Raw genomic sequence first — 23046 nt, 5'->3', positions numbered from 1 at the left:
ATGGATTTTGTCCTGTCGGAATTGTGCGACCAGGTCATGACGGCGCGTGCCGGTCACAAACCCCTGTTCGTGATGGGCGGCGGCAGCAAGCGGTTCTACGGCAACTATCGTCCGGTCAGGCCGCAGGATGGCCATTGCCTGCTGGATATGACGCCTTACCGCGGCATCGTCAGCTATCACCCCTCCGAACTCGTGGTGACCGTGCGCGCCGGCACGCCGCTGGCCGAACTGGAAGCCGCGCTTGCAGAGCACGGCCAGATGCTGGCCTTCGAGCCGCCGCATTTCGCGCCCACCGCGACCGTGGGCGGCTGCGTGGCTGCCGGCCTGTCGGGCCCGCGCCGCATGAGTGCCGGCGCCTTGAAGGATTTTGTGTTGGGAGCGCAACTGCTGGATTCCGAAGGGCGCATCCTGTCCTTTGGCGGCGAGGTCATGAAGAACGTGGCGGGTTATGACGTGTCGCGCCTCCTGGCCGGCTCGCATGGCATCTTTGGCGCCATCCTGGAGGTGTCGCTCAAGGTCGTGCCCAAGCCGATGGAAGAGATGACGCTGACGCTGCCCGCCACGCAGGCGCAGGCGCTGGCGAACTTTGCCTTCTGGCGCGGCAAGCCATTGCCGATCTCCGCATCGAGCTGGACAAGCGAAAGCGGTGGGGCCGACGGAATGACGATGGTGCGCCTGTCGGGCGCGCCGCCCGCGCTCGCCAGCGCCCGAGGGCTGATCGGCGGCGACCTGATGGCGCCCGAGGCCGCGGCGGCGTGGTGGCAGTCGCTGCGCGAGCAGACCCACGCGTTCTTTTCGCCCGGGCAGCCCTTGTGGCGTCTTGCCTTGCCGCCCACCACGGCCGACCTCGAACTGGGGCCGACGTTGATCGAGTGGGGCGGGGGGCAGCGGTGGCTGAGCGGCCCGCACGATGCGGCCCAATTGCGCGACGTGGCGGCCCAGCATGGCGGCCATGCCACGCTGTTCCGGCCTGCGGACACGCCGCCGCCGGCCGATGGCGTGTTTCACCCGCTTGCGCCGGGCATTGGCGCGATCACCCGCCGGCTGAAGCAGGAACTGGATCCCGCCGGCCTGTTCAACCCCGGCCGCCTGGTCCTGGAGCTGTAGGACATCATGCAAACCAATCTGGCATCCTGGGCTAGCGGCACCGATCTGGGCAACGAGGCGGACGCCATCCTGCGCCGCTGCGTGCATTGCGGATTCTGCACGGCAACCTGTCCGACCTACCAGGTCCTGGGCGACGAGCTGGACAGCCCGCGTGGCCGCATCTATCTCATCAAGCAGGTCCTTGAAGGCAAGGAACCGACGCAGTCCACGCAGCAGCATCTGGACCGCTGCCTGACCTGCCGCAACTGCGAGACCACCTGCCCGTCGGGGGTCGAATACGGCCATCTCGTCGATATCGGTCGCAAGATCGTGGACGAGCGCGTGGAGCGGTCATGGGGCGATAGAACCCGGCGCACTTTGCTGCGCAAGGCGATGCTGTCGCCGATGTTCGCGCCCGCCATGCGGCTGGGCCAGAGCCTGCGCGGGCTGCTGCCGCAGGCGCTCAGGCGCAAGGTGCCGGAGCGCCGCGACGCGGGGGCGCTGCCGCAGGTGGGGCATCATGCGCGTCAGGTACTGATGCTGGCTGGCTGCGTGCAGCCGGCGATGATGCCCACCATCGATGCCGCCACCATTCGCGTGCTGGATGCCGTCGGCATCGGCGCGCGCATTGCGCCGGGCGCCGGCTGCTGCGGCGCGGTCAGTTTTCATCTGGATGCGCAGGACGAAGCCGTGGCGCAGATGCGCGCCAACGTCGACGCGTGGTGGCCGCTGGTGCAGGATGGCAAGGTCGAAGCCATCGTGATGAACGCGTCGGGTTGCGGCGCCATGGTCAAGGAATACGCGCACCACCTGCGCCACGACCCGGTCTATGCGCAAAAGGCCGCGGACATCGTGGCGCTGGTCAAGGACGTGGCCGAGATCGTCGCGCCGCATGCAGAATTGCTACGCGCGCGGCTGCCGGCGGGCATGCGGGCGGCCTTTCATCCGCCATGCACCTTGCAGCACTGGCAGGGCTTGCGGCCGTTGTCCGAGCAATTGCTGGCCGACCTGGGCTTCGAGCTGCAGCCGTTTGCCGACAAGCATCTATGCTGCGGGTCGGCGGGTGCGTACTCCGTATTGAATCCGGACATCGCGCTGGAGCTGCGCGACCGTAAGCTGGGCGCCATCGCCGCGGCAAGTCCCGATGTGATCCTGTCGGCCAACATCGGGTGCATCGGCCATCTGCAAAGCGGCACCGACACGCCGGTGCGGCATTGGGTCGAAGTGGTGGACGAGCAGTTGCGCCGCGCCGCGCAGGGCTAGGCCCGCGCGGCGGCTGGCGCGCCGCCTATTCGACGGCCTTGACCATGTCTTCGAGCACCTTCTTGGCGTCGCCAAAGACCATCATCGTGCGGTCCATGTAGAAGAGCTCGTTGTCCAGGCCGGCATAGCCCGAGGCCATGGAGCGCTTGTTCACGATGACCGTGCGCGCCTTGTAGGCCTCCAGAATGGGCATGCCGGCGATGGGCGACTTTGGATCGTTCTTGGCGGCGGGATTGACCACGTCGTTCGCGCCCAGCACCAGCACCACGTCGGTCTGCCCGAACTCGCTGTTGATGTCTTCCATTTCGAAGACCTGGTCGTACGGCACTTCGGCCTCGGCCAGCAGCACGTTCATGTGGCCGGGCATGCGGCCCGCAACCGGGTGGATCGCGTACTTGACGGTCACGCCGCGCTCGGTGAGCTTTTCGGCAAGCTCCTTGAGCGCGTGCTGCGCGCGCGCCACGGCCAGGCCGTAGCCCGGCACGATGGTCACGCTTTCGGCGTTGGTCATCAGGAACGCCGCGTCATCCGGGCTGCCCGACTTGACGCTGCGTTGCGGCGTGTCGCCAGCGGCCGCCGCGCCGCCCGCCTGGCCGCCGAAGCCGCCCAGGATCACGTTGAAGAACGAGCGGTTCATCGCCTTGCACATGATGTAGGACAGGATGGCGCCCGACGAGCCTACCAGCGATCCGGCAATGATCAGCATGGGGTTGTTCAGCGAGAAACCGATGCCCGCCGCCGCCCAGCCGGAATAGCTGTTCAGCATCGACACCACCACGGGCATGTCCGCGCCGCCGATCGGGATGATGATCAGCACGCCCAGCACGAAGGCGATGAGCGTCATGATGATGAAGGGCGTCCATTCCTGCGTGAGCATGAACCAGACGCCGCAGCCCAGCATCGCCAGCGCCAGCGCCAGGTTCAGCATGTGCTGGCCGGCGAACACCACCGGCGCGCCCTGGAACAGCCGGAACTTGTACTTGCCGGACAGCTTGCCGAAGGCGATGACTGAGCCGGAGAACGTGATGGCGCCCACGAACGTGCCGATGAACAGTTCAAAGCGGTTGCCGGTGGGGATGGCCATGCCGGGCGGCGCGATGCCGAAGGCGTGCGGCTCGGCCACGACGGCCACCGCGATCGCCACTGCCGCCAGGCCGATCATGCTATGCATGAAGGCGACAAGTTCGGGCATCTTGGTCATCTCGACGCGCTTGGCCATCAGCGTGCCGATGGAGCCGCCGACCAGCAGCCCCAGCACCACCCAGCCCAGCCCGATCGTGGCCGAGCCGCTGCGCGCCAGCCCCACGATGAGCGCCGCGGTGGTCACCACGGCGATCGCCATGCCGGCCATGCCGAAGGCGTTGCCCAGGCGCGAGGTGGTGGGATGGGACAGGCCCTTGAGCGCCTGAATGAAGCAGACCGAGGCAATCAGGTAAAGCAGCGTGACGAGGTTCAGCGAGATCATTTCGCTTCCTCCTTGCTCGGCTTGCGGTCCTTTTTCTTGAACATCTCGAGCATGCGCCGCGTCACGAGAAATCCGCCAAAGACATTCACGGCGGCCAGCGCCACGGCAAAGACGCCCATGCCGCGCGCCAGTCCGCCTTCGGTCAGCGCGGCGGCCAGCATCGCGCCGACGATGATGATGGCCGAAATGGCGTTGGTGACCGCCATGAGCGGCGTGTGCAGGGCGGGGGTGACGTTCCAGACGACGTGGTAGCCGACATAGATGGCCAGCACGAAGATGATGAGATTCATCAGGGTGGGATTGATCGCTTCCATGGTTACGTCCTCCGCGTCACATTGCCGCCTTCGCACACCAGGCAGGCCGCCACGATTTCATCGTCGCGCTGGATCGCCAGCGCGCCGTCCGCATTGATGATGAGCTTCAGGAAATCCAGGATGTTGCGCGCGTAGAGCGCCGAGGCGTCGGTGGCGACCAGGCCGGGCAGGTTGGTCAGCCCGATGATCGTGACATCGTGCTTTTCGACGATGCGGCCTTTCTCGGAAAGCGGGCAGTTGCCGCCGCGTTCGACGGCAAGGTCCACCAGCACGGAACCGGGCTTCATGGCCGCCACCGTTTCCGCCGAAACCAGCATCGGGGCGGGCCTGCCGGGAATCAGCGCCGTGGTGATCACGATGTCGGCCTGCTTGCAGCGTTCGGACACCAGCGCCGCCTGGCGGGCCATCCAGGCCGGGGGCATGGGGCGCGCGTAGCCGCCCTTGCCCTGTGCGATCTCGCGTTCTTCGTCGGTTTCGAAGGGCACGTCGATGAACTTGGCGCCCAGCGATTCGACCTGTTCGCGGGCCGCGGGGCGCACGTCCGACGCCTCGACCACGGCGCCCAGCCGCTTGGCCGTGGCGATGGCCTGAAGGCCTGCGACGCCAGTGCCCAGGATGACCGCGCGCGCGGCCTTCAGCGTGCCGGCGGCCGTCATCATCATCGGAATCAGCCGTCCGTAGTGATGGGCGGCGAGCAGCACGGCCTTGTAGCCGGCCAGGTTGGCCTGCGAGGACAGCACGTCCAGGCTTTGGGCGCGGGTGATGCGCGGCGCGGCTTCCAGCGCAAAGCCGGTCAGGCCGGCAGCGGCCAGTTGCGCCAGGCCTTCGGCGTCGAAGGGATCGAGCATGCCGATGACCACCGTGCCCGGTTTCATGTGCGGCAATTCTTCGGGGGCGGGCGCGCGAACCTTCATGACCAGATCGGCGCCCAGGGCATCCTGAGCGGAACCTAGCGTGGCGCCCGCGGCAACGTAGGCATCGTCGGGATAGCGGGCCGCGGCGCCCGCGCCACGCTCCACGACGACGGTGTGCTTGCCGCCCACGTACTTCTTGACGGTCTCCGGTGTTGCTGCGACACGGGTTTCCCCGTCTCGGGTTTCTTTTGGTATCCCGATGTGCATCGACGCCTCTCCTCAGAAGGTTCGCCGTAGTTATACACGGAATGTGCGTTCTGAAGCTTGCCCCGCTTGTCAGCATCTCGCGCGGGCAAAAAAAACCCCATGGCGAACCATGGGGCAGGGGTCTTGCAACCCGAATGCGCCGGCCGGTATGAACACGTCGCTGGCCGGCGCCGGCGCGTAGACGTCCGGCGTCAAGCCGTCTGCGCGCGCGTCCAGTTGATCAGCGCGCCGGTGAGGTCGCGCAGATCGGCCTTCAGGCGGCCATAGTTTTCGGTGGGACGAAGCGACACTTCGTCCATGTAGAGCTTGCGGTTGATTTCGATCTGCAGGCTGTGGCGGCCTTCTTGCGGGCGGCCGAAAGCGCGCACCAGTTCCACGCCCTTGTAGGGATCGTTCACGGTGACGTCGTAGCCGCGCTCGCGCAGCCAGGCTGCGATGAATTCGCGGAAGGCGGGGTCGCTGGTGCTGCCGTCGCGATCGCCCAGCACGAAATCGGGGTGGACGAGGCCGGGGCGGTCGGTGGCGAATTCGCCAGCGACGCTGGGCATGGAATGGCAATTGATGTGCCAGACCTTGCCGAACTTGCGATGCGCGTTGTCCAGCACCTGGCCAAGCGCGGCGTGATAGGGCTCCCAGCAGGCGTCGATGCGGTGGCGCACTTCCTCGACCGTCAGCTTGCGGTCGTACAGCGGCGTGCCGTCATCGAGCATGCGCCAGATCAGGCCCTTGCCAAGCTTGACCTTGGGCGAAGGATTCAGCGCGTCCGGCCAGGCCTGGTCCAGCAGCAGTTCGTCGATTTCGTCGCGGGCGCGGTTGGCGTCGATGTAGGCGCGCGGGAAGGCCGCGGCAATCATCGGCACGCCCATCTCGATGGCGTCGCCCCACAGATCGTCAACCCAGGTGTCCTCGGCCGTGCGCAATGCGCCAAAGTCGACTGCGGCGGCGAAGTCCGGGGGGTAGGCCGTGCCGCTGTGCGGGGAGTCCAGCACAAGAGGGGCCGAAATTTCCGAATCGGGATATTGCTGCGGGAGGTCGAGGCGGTAGGACAGGGGCTGGGTAAGTCGCATAAGGGGGTACTGCGTTCGTGAATCGGAGGTCCTCGCGCGCCACGGGCACGCGAGGACCGAAGACCGCTTAGTCGATCTTCACGTTGGCTTCTTTGGCGATGCGCTTGTTCTTGGCGATTTCAGCCGAGATCTGCGCGCCGAATTCGGCCGAGGTGTTGGCCGCGGGCGAGGCGCCCAGGGCGGCGAGGCGGCTCTTGACGTCTTCTTCGGCGCTGACCTTCTGGACGGCGGCGTTCAGCTTGGCCAGCACGGGGGCGGGCAGCTTGGCCGGGGCGACCAGGCCGAACCACGACGCGTCGTTCACGGCGGGCAGGCCGGCTTCGGCGAAGGTGGGCACGTCGGGCAGCGCGGCAACGCGCTGCGGGGCGGCGACAGCCATGGCGATCAGGCGGCCGGACTGCACGTGCGGCAGCGTGGAGGGCAGGTTGTCATACATGACGTCGACCTGACCGGCCAGCGCGTCGTTCAGCGCGGGGCCAACGCCACGGTACGGCACGTGCATCAGGTCGGTGCCCGACGCCATTTTGAACAGTTCGCCCATCATGTGCGAGACCGAACCGTTGCCGGCCGACGCGTACGTCAGCTTGCCGGGCTGGCTCTTGGCCAGCGTGATGAACTCGGCGATGTTCTTGGCCTGGACCTTCGGGTTGATGGTCATGATGTTCGGCACGGCGGCCAGGTTCGAGACGGGCGTGAAGTCCTTCTCGCCATCGAACGGCAGGTTCGGATAGATGGCCGGGTTGATGCCGTGCGTGCTGACGGTGGCGATGCCCAGGACGTAGCCATCCGGCGCGCTGCTGGCGACGAACGCGCTGCCGATCGAGCCGCCGGCGCCGCCTCGGTTTTCCACGACGACGGTCTGGCCCAGTTCCTTGCCGAGCTTGTCGGCGAACAGGCGGCCGACGATGTCGGTGGTGCCGCCGGGCGGGAAGGGAACGATCAGGCGGATGGGCTTGCTGGGATACGCGTCTTCAGCGTGCGCGATACCCGAGGTCAGCGGCGTGGCCAGGGTCGCGGCGGCGACACACAGGCCCAGAACTACATTACGGCGTTGCATGAATTCCCCTACTAATAAATGGAAAGCAACTGCATGAAAGCAGTCGCAAACCCGACGATTCTTTCCTGGCGGGCGTGTTTGCGCAAACGAAAGATTCTCCGTAAGCTATGACTTTTTTTCATACCTCTTTCTCGGCAGGTCTTCGCCGCAGTTACTTTTATGTAACATTTGCCGTGCATCCTGTGCCGACGTCACGCCCGCGAGGGCAAGGGAGCCCCACGACGGGTGGGGGCTGCAAATGAGGCGTTTCTGTCCCTCTTTAACCGATCTTCAGGCCTTTGAGGTCGCCGCCAGGCACAGCAGTTTCACGCGCGCCGCGCAGGAATTGTGCGTGACGCAGGGCGCGGTGAGTAAACAGGTGAAACATCTGGAGGAGTTCGTCGGCGTCGAACTATTCCTGCGAATCAGGCAAGGCCTGGTGCTGACCGAAGCGGGCCGCAGTTACCTGGCCAAGATCCAGGCCGGTCTCGGCCAAATCGAAGCGGCCACTGTCGAGCTGATCGCGCATCAAGGGCGGGGCGGCACGCTGAACCTGACCTGCATGCCCACGTTCGGCGCGCGCTGGCTGATTCCGCGCCTGACCGCCTTCATGCGCTTGCGTCCCGACATCCACGTCGAATTCCTGCCCCACCGCCAGGGCTACGACTTCTCCACGCCGGAGCTGGACGCCGCCGTGCGCTTCGGCGAGGGCCTGTGGCCCGGCAGCGGCGCCGACTACATCGTCGGTCGCGAGATTCTGCCTGTCTGCAGTCCCCGCCTGATCCCGGGCGGGTGCACGTCGCCCGAAGCGCTCTTGGCCTATCCGCTGCTGCACCATACCTCGGCCCTGGAGGGCTGGCGCGACTGGTTCGAGCAGGCAGGCTGCGACACGCGCCGCAGCCTGGAAGGCGCGCGTTTCGACCAATACGCGTTGCTCTCGCAGGCCGCCGCCGCGGGCTTTGGCGTGGCGCTGATCCCGCGCTGCCTGATCGAGGACGAGCTGCGCGACGGCAAGCTTGCCATCGCCATCCAACTGCCGATCCGGGCGCGCATGGGCTACTACCTGTGCTATCCCGAGCAAAAGGCCAATCTGCCCACCTTGCAGGCCTTCCGGGCCTGGCTGATGGAAGTGTCGCGCGCCGCCGAGCCTCCGCCGCGGGAAGACGCCGTGTCCGATCTAAAATAGCCGCATCATGAGTCAAACATCCACCAAGAAAGGCCGCGTTGTCGTCGGCATGTCCGGCGGGGTCGATTCTTCGGTCACCGCCTGGCTGCTCAAGCAGCAAGGCTACGAGGTCGTCGGCCTGTTCATGAAGAACTGGGAAGACGACGACGATTCCGAATACTGTTCCACCCGTCAGGATCTCCTGGACGCCGCCAGCGTGGCCGATCTGGTTGGCGTGGAATTCGAATTCGTCAACTTCGCCGCCGAATACAAGGACCGCGTGTTCGCGGAGTTCCTGCGCGAGTACTCCGCGGGCCGCACGCCCAATCCCGACGTGCTGTGCAATGCCGAAATCAAGTTCAAGGCATTTCTGGACCACGCCATGGCGCTGGGCGCCGAGCACATTGCAACCGGCCACTACGCGCGCGTGCGCGAAGTGCCGGCCGAGGGCGGCGGCACGCAGTTCCAGCTGCTCAAGGCGCTGGACGCTTCCAAGGACCAAAGCTACTTCCTGCATCGGCTGAACCAGGCGCAGTTGTCGCGCACGCTGTTTCCGCTGGGCGAGATCCACAAGACCGAAGTGCGCCGCATCGCGCACGAGATCGGCCTGCACAATGCCGCCAAGAAGGATTCCACCGGCATCTGCTTCATCGGCGAGCGCCCGTTCCGGGAGTTTTTGAATCGCTACCTGCCGACCGAACCGGGCCCCATCCTGACACCCGAAGGGCAGAAAGTCGGCCGCCACGAAGGCTTGTCGTTCTACACGCTGGGCCAGCGCAAGGGGCTGGGCGTGGGCGGCGTGAAGGGCCGGCAACGCGAGGACGGCACGGCCGAGGCCTGGTACGTGGCCCGCAAGGACCTCGAGCGCAACGTGCTGTACGTCGTGCAGGGGCACGACCATCCCTGGCTGCTGTCCGGCAACCTGAAGGCGCAGGACGCGAGCTGGGTGGCGGGCCACCCGCCGGCCGCGGGCGTCTACGGCGCCAAGACGCGTTACCGGCAGGCCGATGCGGCGTGCCGCCTGGCCGATGCGGCGCAAGAGACTTTTTCACTGGAATTTACCGACCCTCAGTGGGCGGTGACGCCCGGCCAGTCGGCCGTGCTATACGATGGCGAGGTTTGCCTGGGCGGCGGGATCATTCTTTAGAAATGTCCTGCCGCACGTAACCAAGGCCCCCGGGAGCAATACCCGTGGGGCCTTGTTCATGACTATAAAAGCGAGGAGAGGGTTGTGGATGTGACGATGGTGATCTGCCTGTTGGTCCTGGGCGGTGTGGTGGGCTTTGCGGCGGGCCTGCTGGGCATTGGCGGCGGGATGCTGCTGGTGCCGTTCCTGACGATGCTGTTCACCTGGCAGAAAATGCCGGCCGATCTGGTCGTGCATGCGGCGATCGCCACGTCCATGACGTCGATCCTCTTCACGTCCATCTCCAGCGTCCGGGCCCACCAGCAGCGAGGCACCATCAAGTGGCGCATCGTCGCGGCGATGGCGCCGGGTATCATCGTCGGCGGGCTGCTCTCCGGCGGCGCGGTGTTCGCGGCGCTGAGCACGTTGTGGCTGTCGCTGTTCTTTGCCCTGTTCGTGGGGTATTCCGGCTGGAGCATGCTGCGCAACAAGAAGCCCAAGCCCTCGCGGCAGATGCCGGGCGTTGTCGGCACCAGCGCGGCCGGCGCGGGCATCGGCTTTCTGTCGGGCCTGGTAGGCGCCGGGGGCGGGTTCCTGTCGGTCCCGTTCATGGTCTGGTGCAACGTGGCCCTGCACAACGCGGTGTCGACGTCGGCGGCGCTGGGCTTTCCGATTGCGCTGGCCAACAGCGTGGGCTACGTCGTCTCGGGCCTGAACGAGGCCCAGACCTATCCGGGGATGCTCGGCTTCATCTATTGGCCGGCGCTGCTGGCGCTGGTCTGCACCAGTGTCCTGACCGCGCCGCTGGGGGCGCGCATGGCGCATCGCCTGCCGGTGCAGACGCTCAAGCGCGTGTTCGCCGCGCTGCTGTTTGCGCTGGCGGCCTACATGCTGTTCAAGGCCTGGCAGACCTGGACGGTTTGATCGCGGAAATGAAAACCGGCCGCGGAAAGCGGCCGGTAAACGCGCGCGCCCGGCCATGCCGGGCGATTTTTTTGGGGTCTCAGGCCGTCTTGGGCACCGTGTCGAGGAACGACTGGCGTTGGGACAGCTTGTCGTACAAGCGGGCCAGGTTGGGCTGGCCAGTGCGCCAGTCCAGCGAGGGGAAGCGCAGGTCCAGATAACCCAGGGCACAGCCCACGGCGATGTCCGCGAGGCTGTAGTTGATGCCCATGCAATGCGCGTTGTCGCCCAGGCTTTTGTTCATGGCGTCCAGGCTGGCGTGGATCTTGCCGTACTGGCGCTCGATCCATTCGGGGCTGCGCTGGGCTTCGGGGCGCTGGTTTTCCTTGACGATGGTCACGCACGCGTCCAGGAGGCCATCGGCGATGGCTTCCCAGCACTTGACGGCTGCGCGGTCGCGTCCGGGCTGCGGAATCAGCCGGGCGACGGGAGACAGGGTGTCCAGGTATTCGACGATGACGCGCGAGTCGAACAGGGCGCCGCCGTCTTCCATGACCAGGCAAGGGACTTTGCCCAGCGGGTTGTACGTTTGGATCTGCGTGTCGGCGGACCAGACGTTTTCGAGTTCAAGCCGGTAGTCCAGCTTTTTCTCGGCCATGACGATACGCACTTTGCGCACGTAGGGACTGGTAAGCGAGCCGATCAGTTTCATGGAGTCACAAGCGGAGTCGGAAAGCGGCCGAAGTATAGCAGGCTGCATGACGGCCGGAATTGTCCGCAGGGCGGAATCTTCGTCAGTTTGCCACAATGTCGGGCCGCCCCGGATGATAAAATCGCCGGGTTTTCCCATCCGTCGCTTTTTCTCTACCAGACCATGCAAATCGCCGATCAGCTGAGCCAACTTAATGCCCTTTCGCCACTGGATGGCCGCTACGCTTCCCGGGGCGACGCGCTGCGCGGTCTGCTGTCCGAAGCCGGTTTCATGGCGCACCGCGTCGAAGTCGAGGTCGCCTGGCTGATCGCGCTGTCGGACGCCGGCCTGCCCGAGCTGCCGGCTTTTTCCGAGGGCGCCCGCGCGCGCCTGGCCCAGCTGGTCGCCAATTTCTCCGAGGCCGACGCCGGCCGCATCAAGGAGATCGAACGCGTCACCAACCACGACGTGAAGGCCGTTGAATACTGGCTGAAGGAAAAGGTCGCCGATGACGCCGAACTGGCCCGTGCGGCCGAGTTCATCCACTTCGCGTGCACGTCCGAAGACATCAACAACACTTCGCATGCGCTGATGCTGTCGCGCGCCCGTGACCAGGTCGTGGTGCCGCGCCTGCGCGAGGTGGCTGCCAAGCTGAATGAAATGGCCATCGCCAACGCCGACCAGCCGCTGCTGTCGCGCACGCATGGCCAGCCCGCCAGCCCAACCACGCTGGGCAAGGAATTCGCCAACGTGGCCGCGCGTCTGAACCGCGCCATCGCCGCCGTCGAGGCCGTCGAGCCCCTGGCCAAGCTGAACGGCGCCACGGGCAACTACAACGCCCACCTGTCCGCCTATCCGGAAATCAACTGGCCCGAATTCAGCAAGCGCGTGCTGTCCGGGCTGGGCCTGACCCAGAATCGCCACACCATCCAGATCGAGCCGCACGACTGGATGTCCGCGCTGTTCGATGCGATCACCCGCGCCAACATCATCATCCTGGACCTGGATCGCGACATCTGGGGTTATGTGGCGCTGGGCTACTTCAAGCAGCGCCTGAAGGAAGGCGAGGTCGGTTCGTCGACCATGCCGCACAAGGTCAACCCGATCGACTTCGAGAACTCCGAAGGCAACCTGGGTCTGGCCAACGCCGTCTTGCGCCATCTGGCCGACAAGCTGCCCATCTCCCGTTGGCAGCGCGACCTGACCGATTCCACCGTCCTGCGCAACCTGGGCGTTGGCCTGGGCTACTGCCTGGTGGCATGGGATGCCTGCATGCGTGGTCTGGGCAAGCTGGAAGTCAACACGGCCGCCATCGACGCCGATATCGACGCGTGCTGGGAAGTGCTGGCCGAGCCGGTGCAGACCGTCATGCGCCGCTACGGTCTGCCGCAACCCTACGAACAGCTCAAGGCCTTGACGCGCGGCAAGGGCATCACCGAAGAGGCTCTGCGAGAATTCATCCAGGGCCTGGCGCTTCCTGAAGAGCCCAAGGCCCGCCTGCTGGCGATGACCCCGCGCTCCTACATCGGCCTGGCGGCCGAGCTGGCCCGGGCGGTATAGTCGCCGTGCCGCGCGCGTCATGCGTGCGGCTTTCACGTTGTACCTACGGGAGATCGCAATGAAGAAGTTGTCCACGCTCGCAGCGCTGGCCTGTATGACGGTGGGTCCGCTGCTGGCGACGTCCGCCTCCGCGCAATTCGCCAAGCCCGAAGACGCGGTCAAGTACCGCCAGTCGGCGCTCTCGCTGATTGGCTCGCACTTTGGCCGCATGGCGCCGGTGGTCAAGGGCCAGGCGCCCTACGACGCCGCGCAGATCAAGGCCAACGTTGACGTGCTGAAGACGCTGTCGGCATTGCCTTGGGCGGGCTTCGGCCCGGGTACGGAAGGCGGAGACGCCCGTCCGGAAATCTGGAGCGATGCCGCGGGCTTCAAGCAGAAGCAGCAGGCGTTTCAAGACAACATCGTGAAGCTGTCGGCGGCTGCCGACGCGGGCGATCTGGACAAGTTGCGCGCCGCGTTCGGCGACGTGGGTGCCAGCTGCAAGGCCTGCCACGACGCGTACCGCAAGAAGAAGTAAGGTGCTGGGCCGGCCGTGCCGGCCCGCCGCCCAACAAGCAAAAAGCCCCGTCAAGGGGCTTTTTTCATGGGTGCGCGATCAGGAGAAGGACATGTCGGACACGATTTCGAGCGATCGTATCCACAGTACCAGTCCCGTCACGCAGGCGCCCAGCAGCAGGGCGCGCAGCCAGACCGCCAGCCCATCCTGTGCGGGCGGCGTGCCGGCCGGCACATCCTTGGCGTCGACGTTGCCGGTGATGATGGCGCGCACCAGGCGCTTGCGGCGCACGACCGAATACCAGGTGACGGCCAAAAGGTGCAACGCGACCAGGCCGATGATGACCCACTCGTTGAGCTTGTGCCAGGACGTCATCGCGCTGGCGGTGGCCTCCGAGACGTGCCCGAACAACGGGCCCTGCGTCATGATGTCGTCGGTGGTGAACAGGCCGCTGACCGCCTGAAAGCCGACGACCAGCAGCAAGGCCATGACCGACAGCGCGCCCAGCGGATTGTGGCCGGCGGGCGCGGCGGCGCCCTTCAGGTAGCGGACCACGGCGCCCGGGCCGCGCACGAAATGCGTGAACCGGGCATAGCGCGGTCCGGCAAAGCCCCAGAGCAGGCGAAACAGGATCAGGCCCAGCGCCGTACAGCCGAAACGCACATGCCAGTCCATGTACAGGCCGCCCAACTTGACGCTGACGAACGCGCCGACGATGCAGACGACGAGGGCCCAGTGAAAGAGTCGTGTGGGGAGGTCCCAGATACGGACCGCGAGACGATTGTTCTGCATGTTGAGATCGGCGGACTGGAGTTGCCCGGACTTTATCACGCACAAAGCAAACCGCCGCACTAGGCGGGCGGCGGTTTTGATTCAGATCAGCGCGCGTTGCGGCGCACCGGTTCGATGCGATGCACGTGCTCGTGGCGGAACCGGATGCGTTGGCCTGGCGCCTTCTGAACGGCCGATCCGCAGGGCACGACTTCGGTGGTGTAGGTCGTCGTGCCGTTGATCGGCGCATTGAAGATGACCGTGGCGCGAATCTCGGGGCCGTCGGCCGGTTGCAGATAGACGATGTCGCCGATGTGGATGGGCATGTCGTCGAGCTGCGTATGGGCCGGGCGTCGGATCAGGTCGGAGGTGGTGAAACGAGTATTCATGTTGTGTTCTCTTTAGGTTCTAGTTATAGGAAAAGCTGCGTCTTGCCATGGTGAACGCACTGGACGGGAAAGTTGCCGCCGGGAATGTGCGTGATGCGCTGCGTCCGCCGGATGTAATTGGACACGCGTTTCATGACACTAACGCATTGCTGCTGCCGTCCTTTTGCGCATTCTCATGTTTTTTGCGCGCCGGGTCCGGCGAAAGTGATGCCTTCGTCCAGTCTTGGAGGGCATCGATTCGGGCTGCGCGGCGAAAGACAAGATTGCCGGCCCGTTGACGTACGCCCGCGTGGATGCGGGTGAAGTCATCATTTGGGTTGGGTTTGCTTCATGCCGGTCCGGACTGGCGGACGGGTGAAGGCGTTCCCGATGCTGCGCTGGGTTTGCGTTTTTTGCGTTGTACTTCGCTAAGACGGCAGCGCTGTCGGGCGGATCTTGGCAGGGGGTGGCCACAGGCGTTTAGCTTGGCCGGGCTGACCCTCGGGGTCTGCTCTTTCAGATCCAATCGTCGATATTATCGACATTTGAGCGATTATGCAAGCCTTTTCGAAAAGGAGGGCGCGGGACGTGCGCCCTTGCATATTAGTGCGTTGCGGGCCGGGCCTGTCGCTGGGCCTCGATGATCAGCCCTTCCAGGCGTGGCGACATGCGCAGCGCCACCTGGGCGCCAGTCGTGCCATCGGGCTGCTGCTGGGTTTCCAGGGCGAGTTCGATACGTTCGTTGTCAAAGGCCTCCGGGGCCGCCTGGATTTCCACATAACGCTCGAGTAACGCATTGACCGCCTTTTGCGCATCCGCCAGCGCTTCCTCCGACAACTTGCCGTGGCCCAGGTATTGATTGACCACGCGCGCCAGGTCATTCATGAAATGAAGCAGGGCGTTTGCGCCGCGGCAGTCCGGCAGGGTGAAGCCCCAGGGAAGGGGGGAAGCGTTCTGAGTCATGTCGTCAGCCAAGGCAATGAGAGGAGGCGGCAACGGGCCGCCAAATGCTCGATTTTAGAGGAAGCGTAAAGGCTGCGACGCGGGCGCGCGGCGCGGCGCTCACTGTGTCAACTCGCTTCGATGGCAACAAATTCCGCCCCTTCTGGCCCCATTGGCGGCGCTACCGGATAATCTGCCGAAATGGCCCGCCCGGGGGCGGCCGTAATCTGCGGAATCGGAGTGCTAACAGGATGCGCATGGTTTGGGTTCGCGCGTGGGTGACAGGCATGGCGGTCGTCTCGATGTTGCTGGCGGCGTGCGTCAACAAGGAACCGCAGGAACGCGCCGCATTCATACAGTTGCTGCAGGGTCGGATGAACAACGTGACGCTCGTGCCGATCGGCATGCTGGGCAAGTCGGAAAAGGAAGCCATTGGCGGCTACGACGACGCGTACGAGGTCATGACGGATTTCCAGGAGGCCTTGGCCAAGGCCGCGCGGCCCCTGCGCGAGGTGCTGTCGGTGGAGACAATCCAGTCGGTTGGAGAGATCGTGGCGCGCCGGGGCAGCCTGGAGGCCGCACGCAAGACGCTGGCCGGCAGTGCTGCCCAGGTCCAGGCGGCGCGCGGCAAGGCAGACAAGGCGCGCGCGGATCTTGCCTTGCCCGCCGACCTGGCGCCCGTTTATGACGGCGTCTATGACGAGGCGGTGACGGCGCCGGCCGAGGAATTGATCGACGCGGCATCCAGGATGGATGCGATTGCCCGCGATGCGCTGGCCATTGCGGACTTCGTGGCGGCCAATGCCGCGGACATTCAATTCGAAGATGGGCAAACAAAGGTGGCCAAGCCGACCTTGCAACAGGAGCTGAACCAGCGGTTGCAAGCATTGAACGCGCAGTCGGGTGGGCTGGAAGCCGCGCGCGCAACACTGCTGCAGGCTGCCAGCGCGGGCTCGGCCGCGCCCTAGCCATGCGCCAGCCTTGGCGGGATCCGAGCGGCGCCCGGCCGCGCTTTGTACAATGCGGCTCTTGCGGCGAATGCCGCGCCTTGGACTGACTATGAGCGATTCTTCAGGCGTGCATTACAGGACCTTCGTGCTCCTGCTCGTGGTGGTCACCATCGCGTTCGGCTGGCTGTTGTGGCCGTTCTATGGCGCCGTCTTCTGGGGCACCATTCTTGCCATCCTTTTCGCGCCGTTGCAGCGCCGTCTGGTGGCGCGCATTGGCGGGCGGCGCAATCTGGCCGCGCTCATCACGCTGCTGCTCGTGCTGCTGCTGGTGATTCTTCCGCTGGTCGTGATCAGCGGGTCGCTCGTGAACGAAGGGGCAAATTTCTACCAAAGCATCAAGTCCGGGCAAATCAACTTTGGCGCGTACTTCCAGCAGGCGATGGACGCACTGCCGCCGTCCGTGCACGCATTGCTGGCGCGCTTTGACCTGGCCGATATTGCCAGCCTGCAGGACAAGCTGACGGCCGGTGCAATGCAGGCCAGCCAGTTCCTGGCTACCCAGGCCTTGAACATCGGGCAGGACACGTTCCAGTTCGTGGTCAGCTTCGGCATCATGCTGTATCTGCTGTTCTTCCTGCTGCGCGACGGTCCGCTACTGTCGGCGCGACTGCGCCGTGCCGTGCCGCTGAGCGACATGCACAAGCAGCACCTGTTCCGCAAGTTCACGACCGTGGTGCGCGCCACCGTCAAGGGCAACGTCGCGGTCGCAGCGGCGCAGGGCGCGCTGGGCGGCATCATCTTTTCCATCCTCTCGATCCAGGGTGCGCTGCTGTGGGGCGTCATCATGGCCTTCCTGTCGCTGCTGCCCGCGATCGGGGCGGGGCTGATCTGGGCGCCGGTGGCCGTGTACTTCCTGCTGACGGGCGCCGTGGTCAAGGGCGCGGTGCTCATTGCGTTCGGCGTGCTGGTCATCGGCATGGTCGACAACGTGCTGCGGCCCATTCTGGTGGGCAAGGACACGAAGATGCCGGACTACGTGATCCTGATCTCCACGTTGGGGGGCATGGCGCTGTTCGGGCTGAACGGATTCGTGATCGGTCCGCTCATCGCAGCGTTGTTCATGGCAAGCTGGGATCTGTTTTCGCCCGCGGCAGGCGACCCGGGGGGTGTGCACGCCGTTGGCGCGCCGCTGCCGGGCAACCCCGTGGCCGGTTCGCCGCCGGCGTCCGGGGGCGCCGGCGCGCGTGCGCAGGCAGCGCTTGCCAAGGATCGCCAGTCCCGCGACGAATGATCGCGCCGGGCGCCCGCGTGCGCCCGGCCCGGTGTAAGGTGTAGCAGCGCCGGCCGAACCGCGGCCGGCCTTTCGTGTCAACTTCGCCAAACAGGAGCGCGCCGGATATGGAATGGAAACTGCATCGGTCGGGCTGGATCGAGGAACGCAACTTCGACATTGAGTTCGCCGAAACGCCCGAGGGATACCACACACGCGTGCGCGTCTTCGGCTTTCCGGTTCTTGAAGACACCAAGCACGTGTTCCCCAACGAAGCGCTGGCCGAAAAAGGTGCGCTGACGCTGCTCAAGAGCCAGTTTTCAGGCACTCCCGACCTGCAAGAGAGATAGAGCAGGGCGATGGGCAGACCGAGGGGCAGGCCGCGCGATGGCTGACGGCGAAACGGTTGCTGGCGTGCGCCGCCGCCGGACGCGCCGCTATTCCATGCGGACGGGTCTGCTTGCCCTCGTCTTTGCCTGTATTACCCCGGCGCTCATCGTGGCGACGGTCGCCGTCTACGAAAGCTACGTCATCCAGAAAGAGCGGATCTTCCGCGACACGATCTTCCTGGCGCGCAATCTCACGGCGATCCTGGATCGCGAGCTCACCGGGGTCGAAGCCGGTTTGCAGATGCTGGCGTCCTCGCCGGATCTGGTCGAGGGCGATCTCGCCGGCTTCCATCGGCGCGCGCGCGAGTCCGTGCGCTTCCAGATCGCCGACGCTTACGTGCTGACGAACAAGGAAGGCCGGCAGATCATCAACACGCAGGTGCCCTACGGCACGCCCTTGCCGACCGGCAGCGCGCCCGATGAACTGGGCCGCGTCTTCCAGACGCGCATGCCGGTGCTGACAAGCCTGTTCACCGGCGGTCTGACCAAGGACCCCACCATCGCGCTCGGCGTGCCGGTCGTGCGGGGCGCAGAGGTGGTGTACAGCCTGAACGTGGGACTGTCGCCCGAGCGCATCGGCAACGTCCTGGGCCGCCGCGCCTTGCCCGAGGGCTGGGTGGCCGCCGTGCTGGATGGTTCAGGAACCATCATCGCCCGCACCCGCGACACCTCCAAGTTCGTGGGCCAGAAAGCGGTCCCGGCGCTGGCCCGCGCCGTGCAGCAGGAAGGCGAAGGCTCGTTGGAAACGATCACCAAGGAGGGCACGCCCGTCTATACCGCGTTCAGCCGGTCGACGCTGTCGGGCTGGACAGTCGCCGCCGGCGCGCCCATGCAGTTGCTGACCACGGACCTGTACCGTTCCATCGCGTGGATTGGCCTGGGCACGTTGTTCGCGTTCGGCCTGGGGTTGTGGCTGGCGCTCAGGCTTGCAAGCCGGCTCACGTCGGCCGTGCAGGGGCTGGTCGCGCCGGCGCTCGCGCTGGGCGAAGGCCGGACCGTGGAACTGCCCGCCACGCGCATCAAGGAAGCCCAGGAAGTGGGCGCCGCCATGCTGCAGGCGTCGCGCAAGCTGGCACGCGCCCAGCACCTGGCGCACTACGATCCGCTCACCGGCCTGTGCAACCGGGTGCTCTTCGGCGAACTGGTGCTGCGTGAATTGGCGGTCGCGCAGCGCAGCGGCGATTCGTTCTCGATCCTGGCGATCGACCTGGACGGCTTCAAGGCGGTCAACGACATGCACGGCCACGCGGCCGGCGACACGGTCCTTAAAGAGGCGGCCGATCGCATGGCCAGCGCCATCCGGGTCTCGGACGTGGCGGCAAGGCTGGGCGGCGACGAATTCGCGGTGCTGCTGCTGGGCGCCAACCAGGAGAACGCGCGGCCGGTGGCCGAGGCCCTGGTCGAGAGCCTGTCCTTGCCGTATCCCAACGTGCGCGTCGCGGTGTCGGCAAGCATCGGCATCGCGGTGTATCCGCAATCGGGCGCCACCATGCTGCAGTTGCTCGAGCGCGCGGATGTGGCGTTGTACCGCGCCAAAGGCCTGGGCAAGCGCCGGGTGGCGCAGGACCAGTAGGTCCGCCGCCCGTCGCCATGCGCGTCACGTATCCTGTCGCTGCGACAGCGCGGTCAGGACCTCGCCGGATTTCAAGCGATAGCGCCTGTCGTCCAGCGCGACGACAGGGTCGCCTTCGGATGTTCTGAGTATGTAGCGCGATGCGGCAAGCGGCATGGGACTGGCGCCCGCCTCGTCCGCGCGCAAAAACACTTCAATGCGGTAAAGGCGGCCCGAATCCGTGCTTGCCAGCACGTCGCTCATCCTGCGTGTGGAAATGGCCATGCCGCTATTTCTCCGTTGGGTTTTCGCTAAACTTGCCGCCTTGGCGCCGGTCCGGTCTGATTGCCGGGCATGCACGGCGCGCAATCGGAAACGGTAATGCAATTGAATCCTGGCCGGAACGCGGCCACCACCCTGGGGCTGCTGGCTATCCTGCTGTGGGGCACGGTCGTCGGCCTGATCCGGGGCGTCAGTGAAAACTTCGGGCCCATTGGCGGCGCCGCGCTGATCTATACGGGAGGGTCCATCTTCCTGGTGCTGTTGCTGGGATTGCCCAAGCTGCGCACGTTTCCCCGGTCGTATCTCATCGTGGGCAGCCTGCTGTTCGTGGCCTATGAGATATGCCTGTCGCTGTCGCTGGGGTTCGCGGCCGATCGTGCGCAAGCCATCGAGCTGGGCATCGTCAATTACCTGTGGCCGTGCCTGACGGTGGTGTTCGCCATGCTCATCAATGGGCAGCGGGCGAGCTGGTGGGTGGCGCCGGGCATCTTGTTGTCGGTGTGCGGCATCGTCTGGGTCGTGGGCGGAACGGGCGGGCTGTCAATTGAACGCACCGCCGCGAATGTGTCGAGCAATCCTCTGAGTTATGGGCTGGCCTTCAGCGGCGCCATCATCTGGGCCATTTACTGCAATGTGACCAAGCGCTTTGCGGACGGCAAGAATGGCGTCGCGCTGTTTTTCATGCTCACGGCAGCGGTCTTGTGGATCAAGTACCTGTTCAGCGCGGAACCCGCCTTGGTGTTTGCCGCGCCAGCCACGGTCGAACTGTGCGTGGCCGCGGGCGCCATGGCAAGCGGCTATGCACTGTGGAACGTGGGAATACTGCGGGGCAACCTGACCTTGCTGGCTACCGCGTCGTACTTCACGCCGGTCTTCTCCACCTTCTTTGCCGCGCTGTGGCTATCCACGCCGCTCACCCTGTCGTTCTGGCAGGGCGTGGCAATGGTCACCGCCGGTTCATTGTTGTGCTGGGCAGCGACGCGCGGCAGACCGGCCCGCAACGGATAGTCCGGGCCGTGTCCTGAGAGGGGGAGATTTACTCGACGAGCATCGTCAGGGCGACTGCGAACCCCAAGGGAACCAGCAGCAGCGATGCAAAAGTGGAACTGACAATCGCCGCCGATATCTTCAGCAAGGGCTCGGGCCCTGCGCTTCGTATCGTTTGAATCACCAACGCGACGATACCCATAACCATCAAACAGCTCATGAAAACTGCTACGTAAGTCATGTTGTCTCCGTCCTCGCCTGATTTAGGGGATGCGGCGCCGCTGTGCGGTCTTGATGTTTGTGTCGATTGTGCGCCTGTATTGCGAGACTGCACCCTAGGGTTTTCCTTGCTGGCGGGCGGCTTTGTGGCGTATTTGCCGCGCAGTGTGCAGCATGAAAATCGTGTGCGGACGCAGCAATTTCTGACGTCGGAACAGGCTTCGGCAACCCGGCGCGATTGCGCTACGATGGCGTGATCAAAACACCGGAGAGGCCGCCAGATGCCGCAAAAACTACGCCCTGGCACGCGCGCCACCTTGCAGGTCCGCCAGCTTTCGCCCGGCGAATTTGCGTGGATCATTACCCTGCTCGATCCCGAATCCGGCAATGTGCGCAGCACCAATTACTCGGACAGGCGATATCCCAGCCAGGATGAAGCGTCGACGGCCGGCAAGGCCGCCGTCCTTGCATTTCTCGCGGATGGCACGCCTGAACGCGCGCCGGCCGCAAACGGCGGCAAACGCAAGGACTGACGCCGCGCGTCGCCCCTCCATGGCGCCCCACCGCCGACCGGTCTTGGGCACGCCATTTGCTGATGCTCATGCAAGGCGCATCTTGCGCTGCTTGAGGAGAGGCAATCATGTCCCAGATCCCGCATCGAGAGCCCGGTCAGCCGGACGATCTCACGCCTGACGATCCGGCGCTGCCGGGAAATCCGCCTGCGGACGATCCGCGTCCGGACCCGGGCCGTCCCACGGACAACCCCGACGTCATCGACCCCACGCCGCCCGCGCCGGATCCCCGCGCGCCCGGCACCATCGACCTGGCCTGATTGCGGCCAGCATTACTTCAATTCCGATCCCTTCATCGAAGCAAGGAGGTTTCCATGCGCTCAATCCTGTTGTGGCTGCTCGGCGTGCCCATTCCCATCATCATCCTGCTGGCTCTGTTCTGGCACTGAAGGCCGGTGCGTCATTTCCGCTTTGGCACCCGCCTGTGCGCGGCTGCGTAAGTCTCTGGACAAGGATCGATCATGCAAAATACGTCTTCATTGAGCCAACCTTATGCCGATGGTGTGCCTCCACGTGAGTCATCCATTTCGGCCGTGTCGTGGGCGGCAGTATTCGCCGGCGCGGTGATCGCCGCGGCGCTGTCGCTGGCATTGTTTGCCGGCGGCACCGGCCTCGGTTTTCTGTCCGTTTCGCCCTGGGGCGAGGAGGGCATGTCGGCCCCCGCCGTCGGCATTGGCATCATTGTCTGGATGCTGCTCACGCAGATCATTTCGTACGGCATTGGCGGCTATGTCGCCGGGCGCCTGCGGACGAAATGGGTCGACGTGCATTCCGATGAGGTCTACTTTCGCGACACCGCGCACGGCTTTCTGGTCTGGGCGCTGAGCGCCGTGGTCAGCGCCGCGCTGCTGGGCTCCGCGCTCGCGTCGATGGCTTCCGGCGTTGCCAAGGCAGGCGCTTCGGTGGCGGCCACGGCCGGTACGGCGGTAACCGCAGCGGCGACGGCCGGCGCTGCCGGTGCGAGCAGTGGCGGTGGCATGGAGCGCGCGACCGACTATCTCACCGACACCCTGATGCGCTCGGAACGTCCCGAGGCCAACACCGATCCTGAAGCGGCGCGTGCCGAAGTTGGTCGCATCGTCGCCATGAGCATCACCCGCGGCGACATGACGTCGGCCGATCGCGACTACGTGGTGAAGGTCGTGGCCGCGCAGGCCGGTGTGGAGCCCGCCGTGGCGCAGCGCCGCGTCGACGAGGCGATCCAGAACGCCAAGAAGACCGCGGAAGAAGCCAAGGTGAAGGCCAAGGAAGCCGCGGACGCAGCCCGCAAGGCTGCCGCGGCGTTCGCGCTGTGGGGCTTTGCATCGATGCTGATCGGCGCGTTCGTGGCGAGCCTGGCTGCCACCTGGGGCGGCCGCCGCCGCGATGCGGTCTATCGGGTTTAATGTGGTGTTCCGGGTGTAAATAACCAGCCCGAATGCAAAAGGGCCCGCACAGTGTGCGGGCCCTTT

At 65.4% G+C, this 23046-nt stretch carries 26 protein-coding genes; 15 read left to right on the top strand and 11 right to left on the bottom strand.

Going from position 1 to position 23046, the window contains the following annotated elements:
- Both glcE and glcF read left to right on the top strand, forming a co-directional pair.
- Positions 1 to 1107 carry a glycolate oxidase subunit GlcE gene (gene glcE, locus HV786_RS14875; RefSeq protein WP_175211163.1) on the top strand — a complete coding sequence of 369 codons (1107 nt, stop codon included), beginning with the start codon at positions 1 to 3 and terminating at the stop codon, positions 1105 to 1107.
- A gap of 6 nt (positions 1108 to 1113) precedes the next feature.
- Positions 1114 to 2349 carry a glycolate oxidase subunit GlcF gene (gene glcF / locus HV786_RS14870; RefSeq protein ID WP_175211161.1) on the top strand — a complete coding sequence of 412 codons (1236 nt, stop codon included), beginning with the start codon at positions 1114 to 1116 and terminating at the stop codon, positions 2347 to 2349.
- Between the two features lie 25 nt (positions 2350 to 2374).
- Here glcF and HV786_RS14865 read toward each other — a convergent pair whose 3' ends face one another.
- The 5 genes from HV786_RS14865 to HV786_RS14845 all read right to left on the bottom strand — a co-directional run bounded on the left by HV786_RS14865 (position 2375) and on the right by HV786_RS14845 (position 7373).
- Positions 2375 to 3814: an NAD(P)(+) transhydrogenase (Re/Si-specific) subunit beta gene (locus tag HV786_RS14865; protein ID WP_175211159.1), complete on the bottom strand. Its 1440-nt coding sequence runs from the start codon at positions 3812 to 3814 to the stop codon at positions 2375 to 2377.
- On the bottom strand, positions 3811 to 4128 hold the full coding sequence (locus HV786_RS14860; protein ID WP_056567287.1) for an NAD(P) transhydrogenase subunit alpha part 2: 318 nt from the start codon (positions 4126 to 4128) through the stop codon (positions 3811 to 3813). Before HV786_RS14860 ends, HV786_RS14865 begins: the two co-directional genes overlap by 4 nt.
- A gap of 2 nt (positions 4129 to 4130) precedes the next feature.
- The gene (locus HV786_RS14855; RefSeq protein WP_128827805.1) at positions 4131 to 5249 is read right to left on the bottom strand and encodes a Re/Si-specific NAD(P)(+) transhydrogenase subunit alpha; all 1119 of its coding nucleotides are present in this window, start codon (positions 5247 to 5249) and stop codon (positions 4131 to 4133) included.
- Positions 5250 to 5440: 191 nt separating this feature from the next.
- Entirely contained in the window at positions 5441 to 6316 is an 876-nt protein-coding gene (locus HV786_RS14850; protein ID WP_128827806.1) for an N-formylglutamate amidohydrolase, read from the bottom strand.
- 67 nt (positions 6317 to 6383) lie between these two features.
- On the bottom strand, positions 6384 to 7373 hold the full coding sequence (locus HV786_RS14845; protein WP_056322627.1) for a Bug family tripartite tricarboxylate transporter substrate binding protein: 990 nt from the start codon (positions 7371 to 7373) through the stop codon (positions 6384 to 6386).
- 238 nt (positions 7374 to 7611) lie between these two features.
- Between HV786_RS14845 and HV786_RS14840 the strand changes: the two genes are divergently transcribed.
- From HV786_RS14840 to HV786_RS14830, 3 genes are all read left to right on the top strand, one after another.
- Positions 7612 to 8538 (top strand): LysR substrate-binding domain-containing protein, encoded by a 927-nt coding sequence (locus tag HV786_RS14840; RefSeq protein ID WP_128827813.1) that lies wholly within the window; start codon positions 7612 to 7614, stop codon positions 8536 to 8538.
- A gap of 7 nt (positions 8539 to 8545) precedes the next feature.
- Positions 8546 to 9664, top strand: a complete 1119-nt coding sequence (mnmA, locus tag HV786_RS14835; protein WP_128827814.1) for a tRNA 2-thiouridine(34) synthase MnmA — start codon at positions 8546 to 8548, stop codon at positions 9662 to 9664.
- 84 nt (positions 9665 to 9748) lie between these two features.
- Positions 9749 to 10567: a sulfite exporter TauE/SafE family protein gene (locus HV786_RS14830; RefSeq protein ID WP_128827815.1), complete on the top strand. Its 819-nt coding sequence runs from the start codon at positions 9749 to 9751 to the stop codon at positions 10565 to 10567.
- Between the two features lie 79 nt (positions 10568 to 10646).
- On the opposite strand, the gene HV786_RS14825 is transcribed toward HV786_RS14830, so the two are convergent.
- The gene (locus HV786_RS14825; RefSeq protein ID WP_128827816.1) at positions 10647 to 11258 is read right to left on the bottom strand and encodes a glutathione S-transferase; all 612 of its coding nucleotides are present in this window, start codon (positions 11256 to 11258) and stop codon (positions 10647 to 10649) included.
- Positions 11259 to 11420: 162 nt separating this feature from the next.
- Here HV786_RS14825 and purB point away from each other — a divergent pair, with 162 nt between their 5' ends.
- Both purB and HV786_RS14815 read left to right on the top strand, forming a co-directional pair.
- Positions 11421 to 12797 (top strand): adenylosuccinate lyase, encoded by a 1377-nt coding sequence (gene purB, locus HV786_RS14820; protein ID WP_062838459.1) that lies wholly within the window; start codon positions 11421 to 11423, stop codon positions 12795 to 12797.
- Positions 12798 to 12855: 58 nt separating this feature from the next.
- Positions 12856 to 13314 (top strand): c-type cytochrome, encoded by a 459-nt coding sequence (locus tag HV786_RS14815; RefSeq protein ID WP_056322645.1) that lies wholly within the window; start codon positions 12856 to 12858, stop codon positions 13312 to 13314.
- Positions 13315 to 13392: 78 nt separating this feature from the next.
- On the opposite strand, the gene HV786_RS14810 is transcribed toward HV786_RS14815, so the two are convergent.
- The 3 genes from HV786_RS14810 to HV786_RS14800 form a co-directional block, all read right to left on the bottom strand.
- Positions 13393 to 14085, bottom strand: a complete 693-nt coding sequence (locus HV786_RS14810) for a cytochrome b/b6 domain-containing protein (protein ID WP_128827817.1) — start codon at positions 14083 to 14085, stop codon at positions 13393 to 13395.
- 86 nt (positions 14086 to 14171) lie between these two features.
- Positions 14172 to 14453: a hypothetical protein gene (locus tag HV786_RS14805; RefSeq protein WP_128827818.1), complete on the bottom strand. Its 282-nt coding sequence runs from the start codon at positions 14451 to 14453 to the stop codon at positions 14172 to 14174.
- A 582-nt stretch (positions 14454 to 15035) separates the two neighbouring features.
- Positions 15036 to 15395 (bottom strand): hypothetical protein, encoded by a 360-nt coding sequence (locus tag HV786_RS14800; protein WP_128827819.1) that lies wholly within the window; start codon positions 15393 to 15395, stop codon positions 15036 to 15038.
- 236 nt (positions 15396 to 15631) lie between these two features.
- Here HV786_RS14800 and HV786_RS14795 point away from each other — a divergent pair, with 236 nt between their 5' ends.
- From HV786_RS14795 to HV786_RS14780, 4 genes are all read left to right on the top strand, one after another.
- The gene (locus HV786_RS14795; RefSeq protein WP_175211157.1) at positions 15632 to 16342 is read left to right on the top strand and encodes a DUF3053 family protein; all 711 of its coding nucleotides are present in this window, start codon (positions 15632 to 15634) and stop codon (positions 16340 to 16342) included.
- Between the two features lie 91 nt (positions 16343 to 16433).
- Positions 16434 to 17615, top strand: coding sequence for an AI-2E family transporter (locus HV786_RS14790; RefSeq protein ID WP_254599481.1), 1182 nt, complete (start codon positions 16434 to 16436; stop codon positions 17613 to 17615).
- Positions 17616 to 17722: 107 nt separating this feature from the next.
- A complete protein-coding gene (locus tag HV786_RS14785; protein ID WP_128827820.1) occupies positions 17723 to 17944 on the top strand; it encodes a hypothetical protein in 222 nt (73 codons plus the stop codon).
- 37 nt (positions 17945 to 17981) lie between these two features.
- Positions 17982 to 19556, top strand: coding sequence for a sensor domain-containing diguanylate cyclase (locus HV786_RS14780; RefSeq protein ID WP_128827821.1), 1575 nt, complete (start codon positions 17982 to 17984; stop codon positions 19554 to 19556).
- A 24-nt stretch (positions 19557 to 19580) separates the two neighbouring features.
- Here HV786_RS14780 and HV786_RS14775 read toward each other — a convergent pair whose 3' ends face one another.
- Positions 19581 to 19820 carry a 6-phosphofructokinase gene (locus HV786_RS14775; protein WP_128827822.1) on the bottom strand — a complete coding sequence of 80 codons (240 nt, stop codon included), beginning with the start codon at positions 19818 to 19820 and terminating at the stop codon, positions 19581 to 19583.
- 96 nt (positions 19821 to 19916) lie between these two features.
- Between HV786_RS14775 and yddG the strand changes: the two genes are divergently transcribed.
- The gene (gene yddG, locus HV786_RS14770; protein ID WP_128827823.1) at positions 19917 to 20825 is read left to right on the top strand and encodes an aromatic amino acid DMT transporter YddG; all 909 of its coding nucleotides are present in this window, start codon (positions 19917 to 19919) and stop codon (positions 20823 to 20825) included.
- Between the two features lie 28 nt (positions 20826 to 20853).
- Here the strand turns inward: yddG and HV786_RS14765 are convergent, their stop codons facing one another.
- Complete coding sequence (locus HV786_RS14765) at positions 20854 to 21045, bottom strand: hypothetical protein (protein WP_056320042.1); 192 nt, start codon at positions 21043 to 21045, stop codon at positions 20854 to 20856.
- A gap of 259 nt (positions 21046 to 21304) precedes the next feature.
- On the opposite strand from HV786_RS14765, the gene HV786_RS14760 reads away from it, so the two are divergent.
- The 3 genes from HV786_RS14760 to HV786_RS14750 all read left to right on the top strand — a co-directional run bounded on the left by HV786_RS14760 (position 21305) and on the right by HV786_RS14750 (position 22980).
- Positions 21305 to 21556 carry a hypothetical protein gene (locus tag HV786_RS14760; RefSeq protein WP_128827824.1) on the top strand — a complete coding sequence of 84 codons (252 nt, stop codon included), beginning with the start codon at positions 21305 to 21307 and terminating at the stop codon, positions 21554 to 21556.
- Between the two features lie 107 nt (positions 21557 to 21663).
- Positions 21664 to 21855, top strand: coding sequence for a hypothetical protein (locus HV786_RS14755; RefSeq protein ID WP_056320045.1), 192 nt, complete (start codon positions 21664 to 21666; stop codon positions 21853 to 21855).
- Between the two features lie 201 nt (positions 21856 to 22056).
- The gene (locus HV786_RS14750; RefSeq protein WP_128827825.1) at positions 22057 to 22980 is read left to right on the top strand and encodes a hypothetical protein; all 924 of its coding nucleotides are present in this window, start codon (positions 22057 to 22059) and stop codon (positions 22978 to 22980) included.
- The last annotated feature ends 66 nt before the right edge of the window (positions 22981 to 23046 follow it).

The organism is Achromobacter mucicolens, from assembly GCF_902859725.1.
GTDB classification, from domain to species: Bacteria; Pseudomonadota; Gammaproteobacteria; order Burkholderiales; family Burkholderiaceae_B; genus Achromobacter; species Achromobacter mucicolens.
This window is presented reverse-complemented; position numbering and strand designations above follow the sequence as displayed.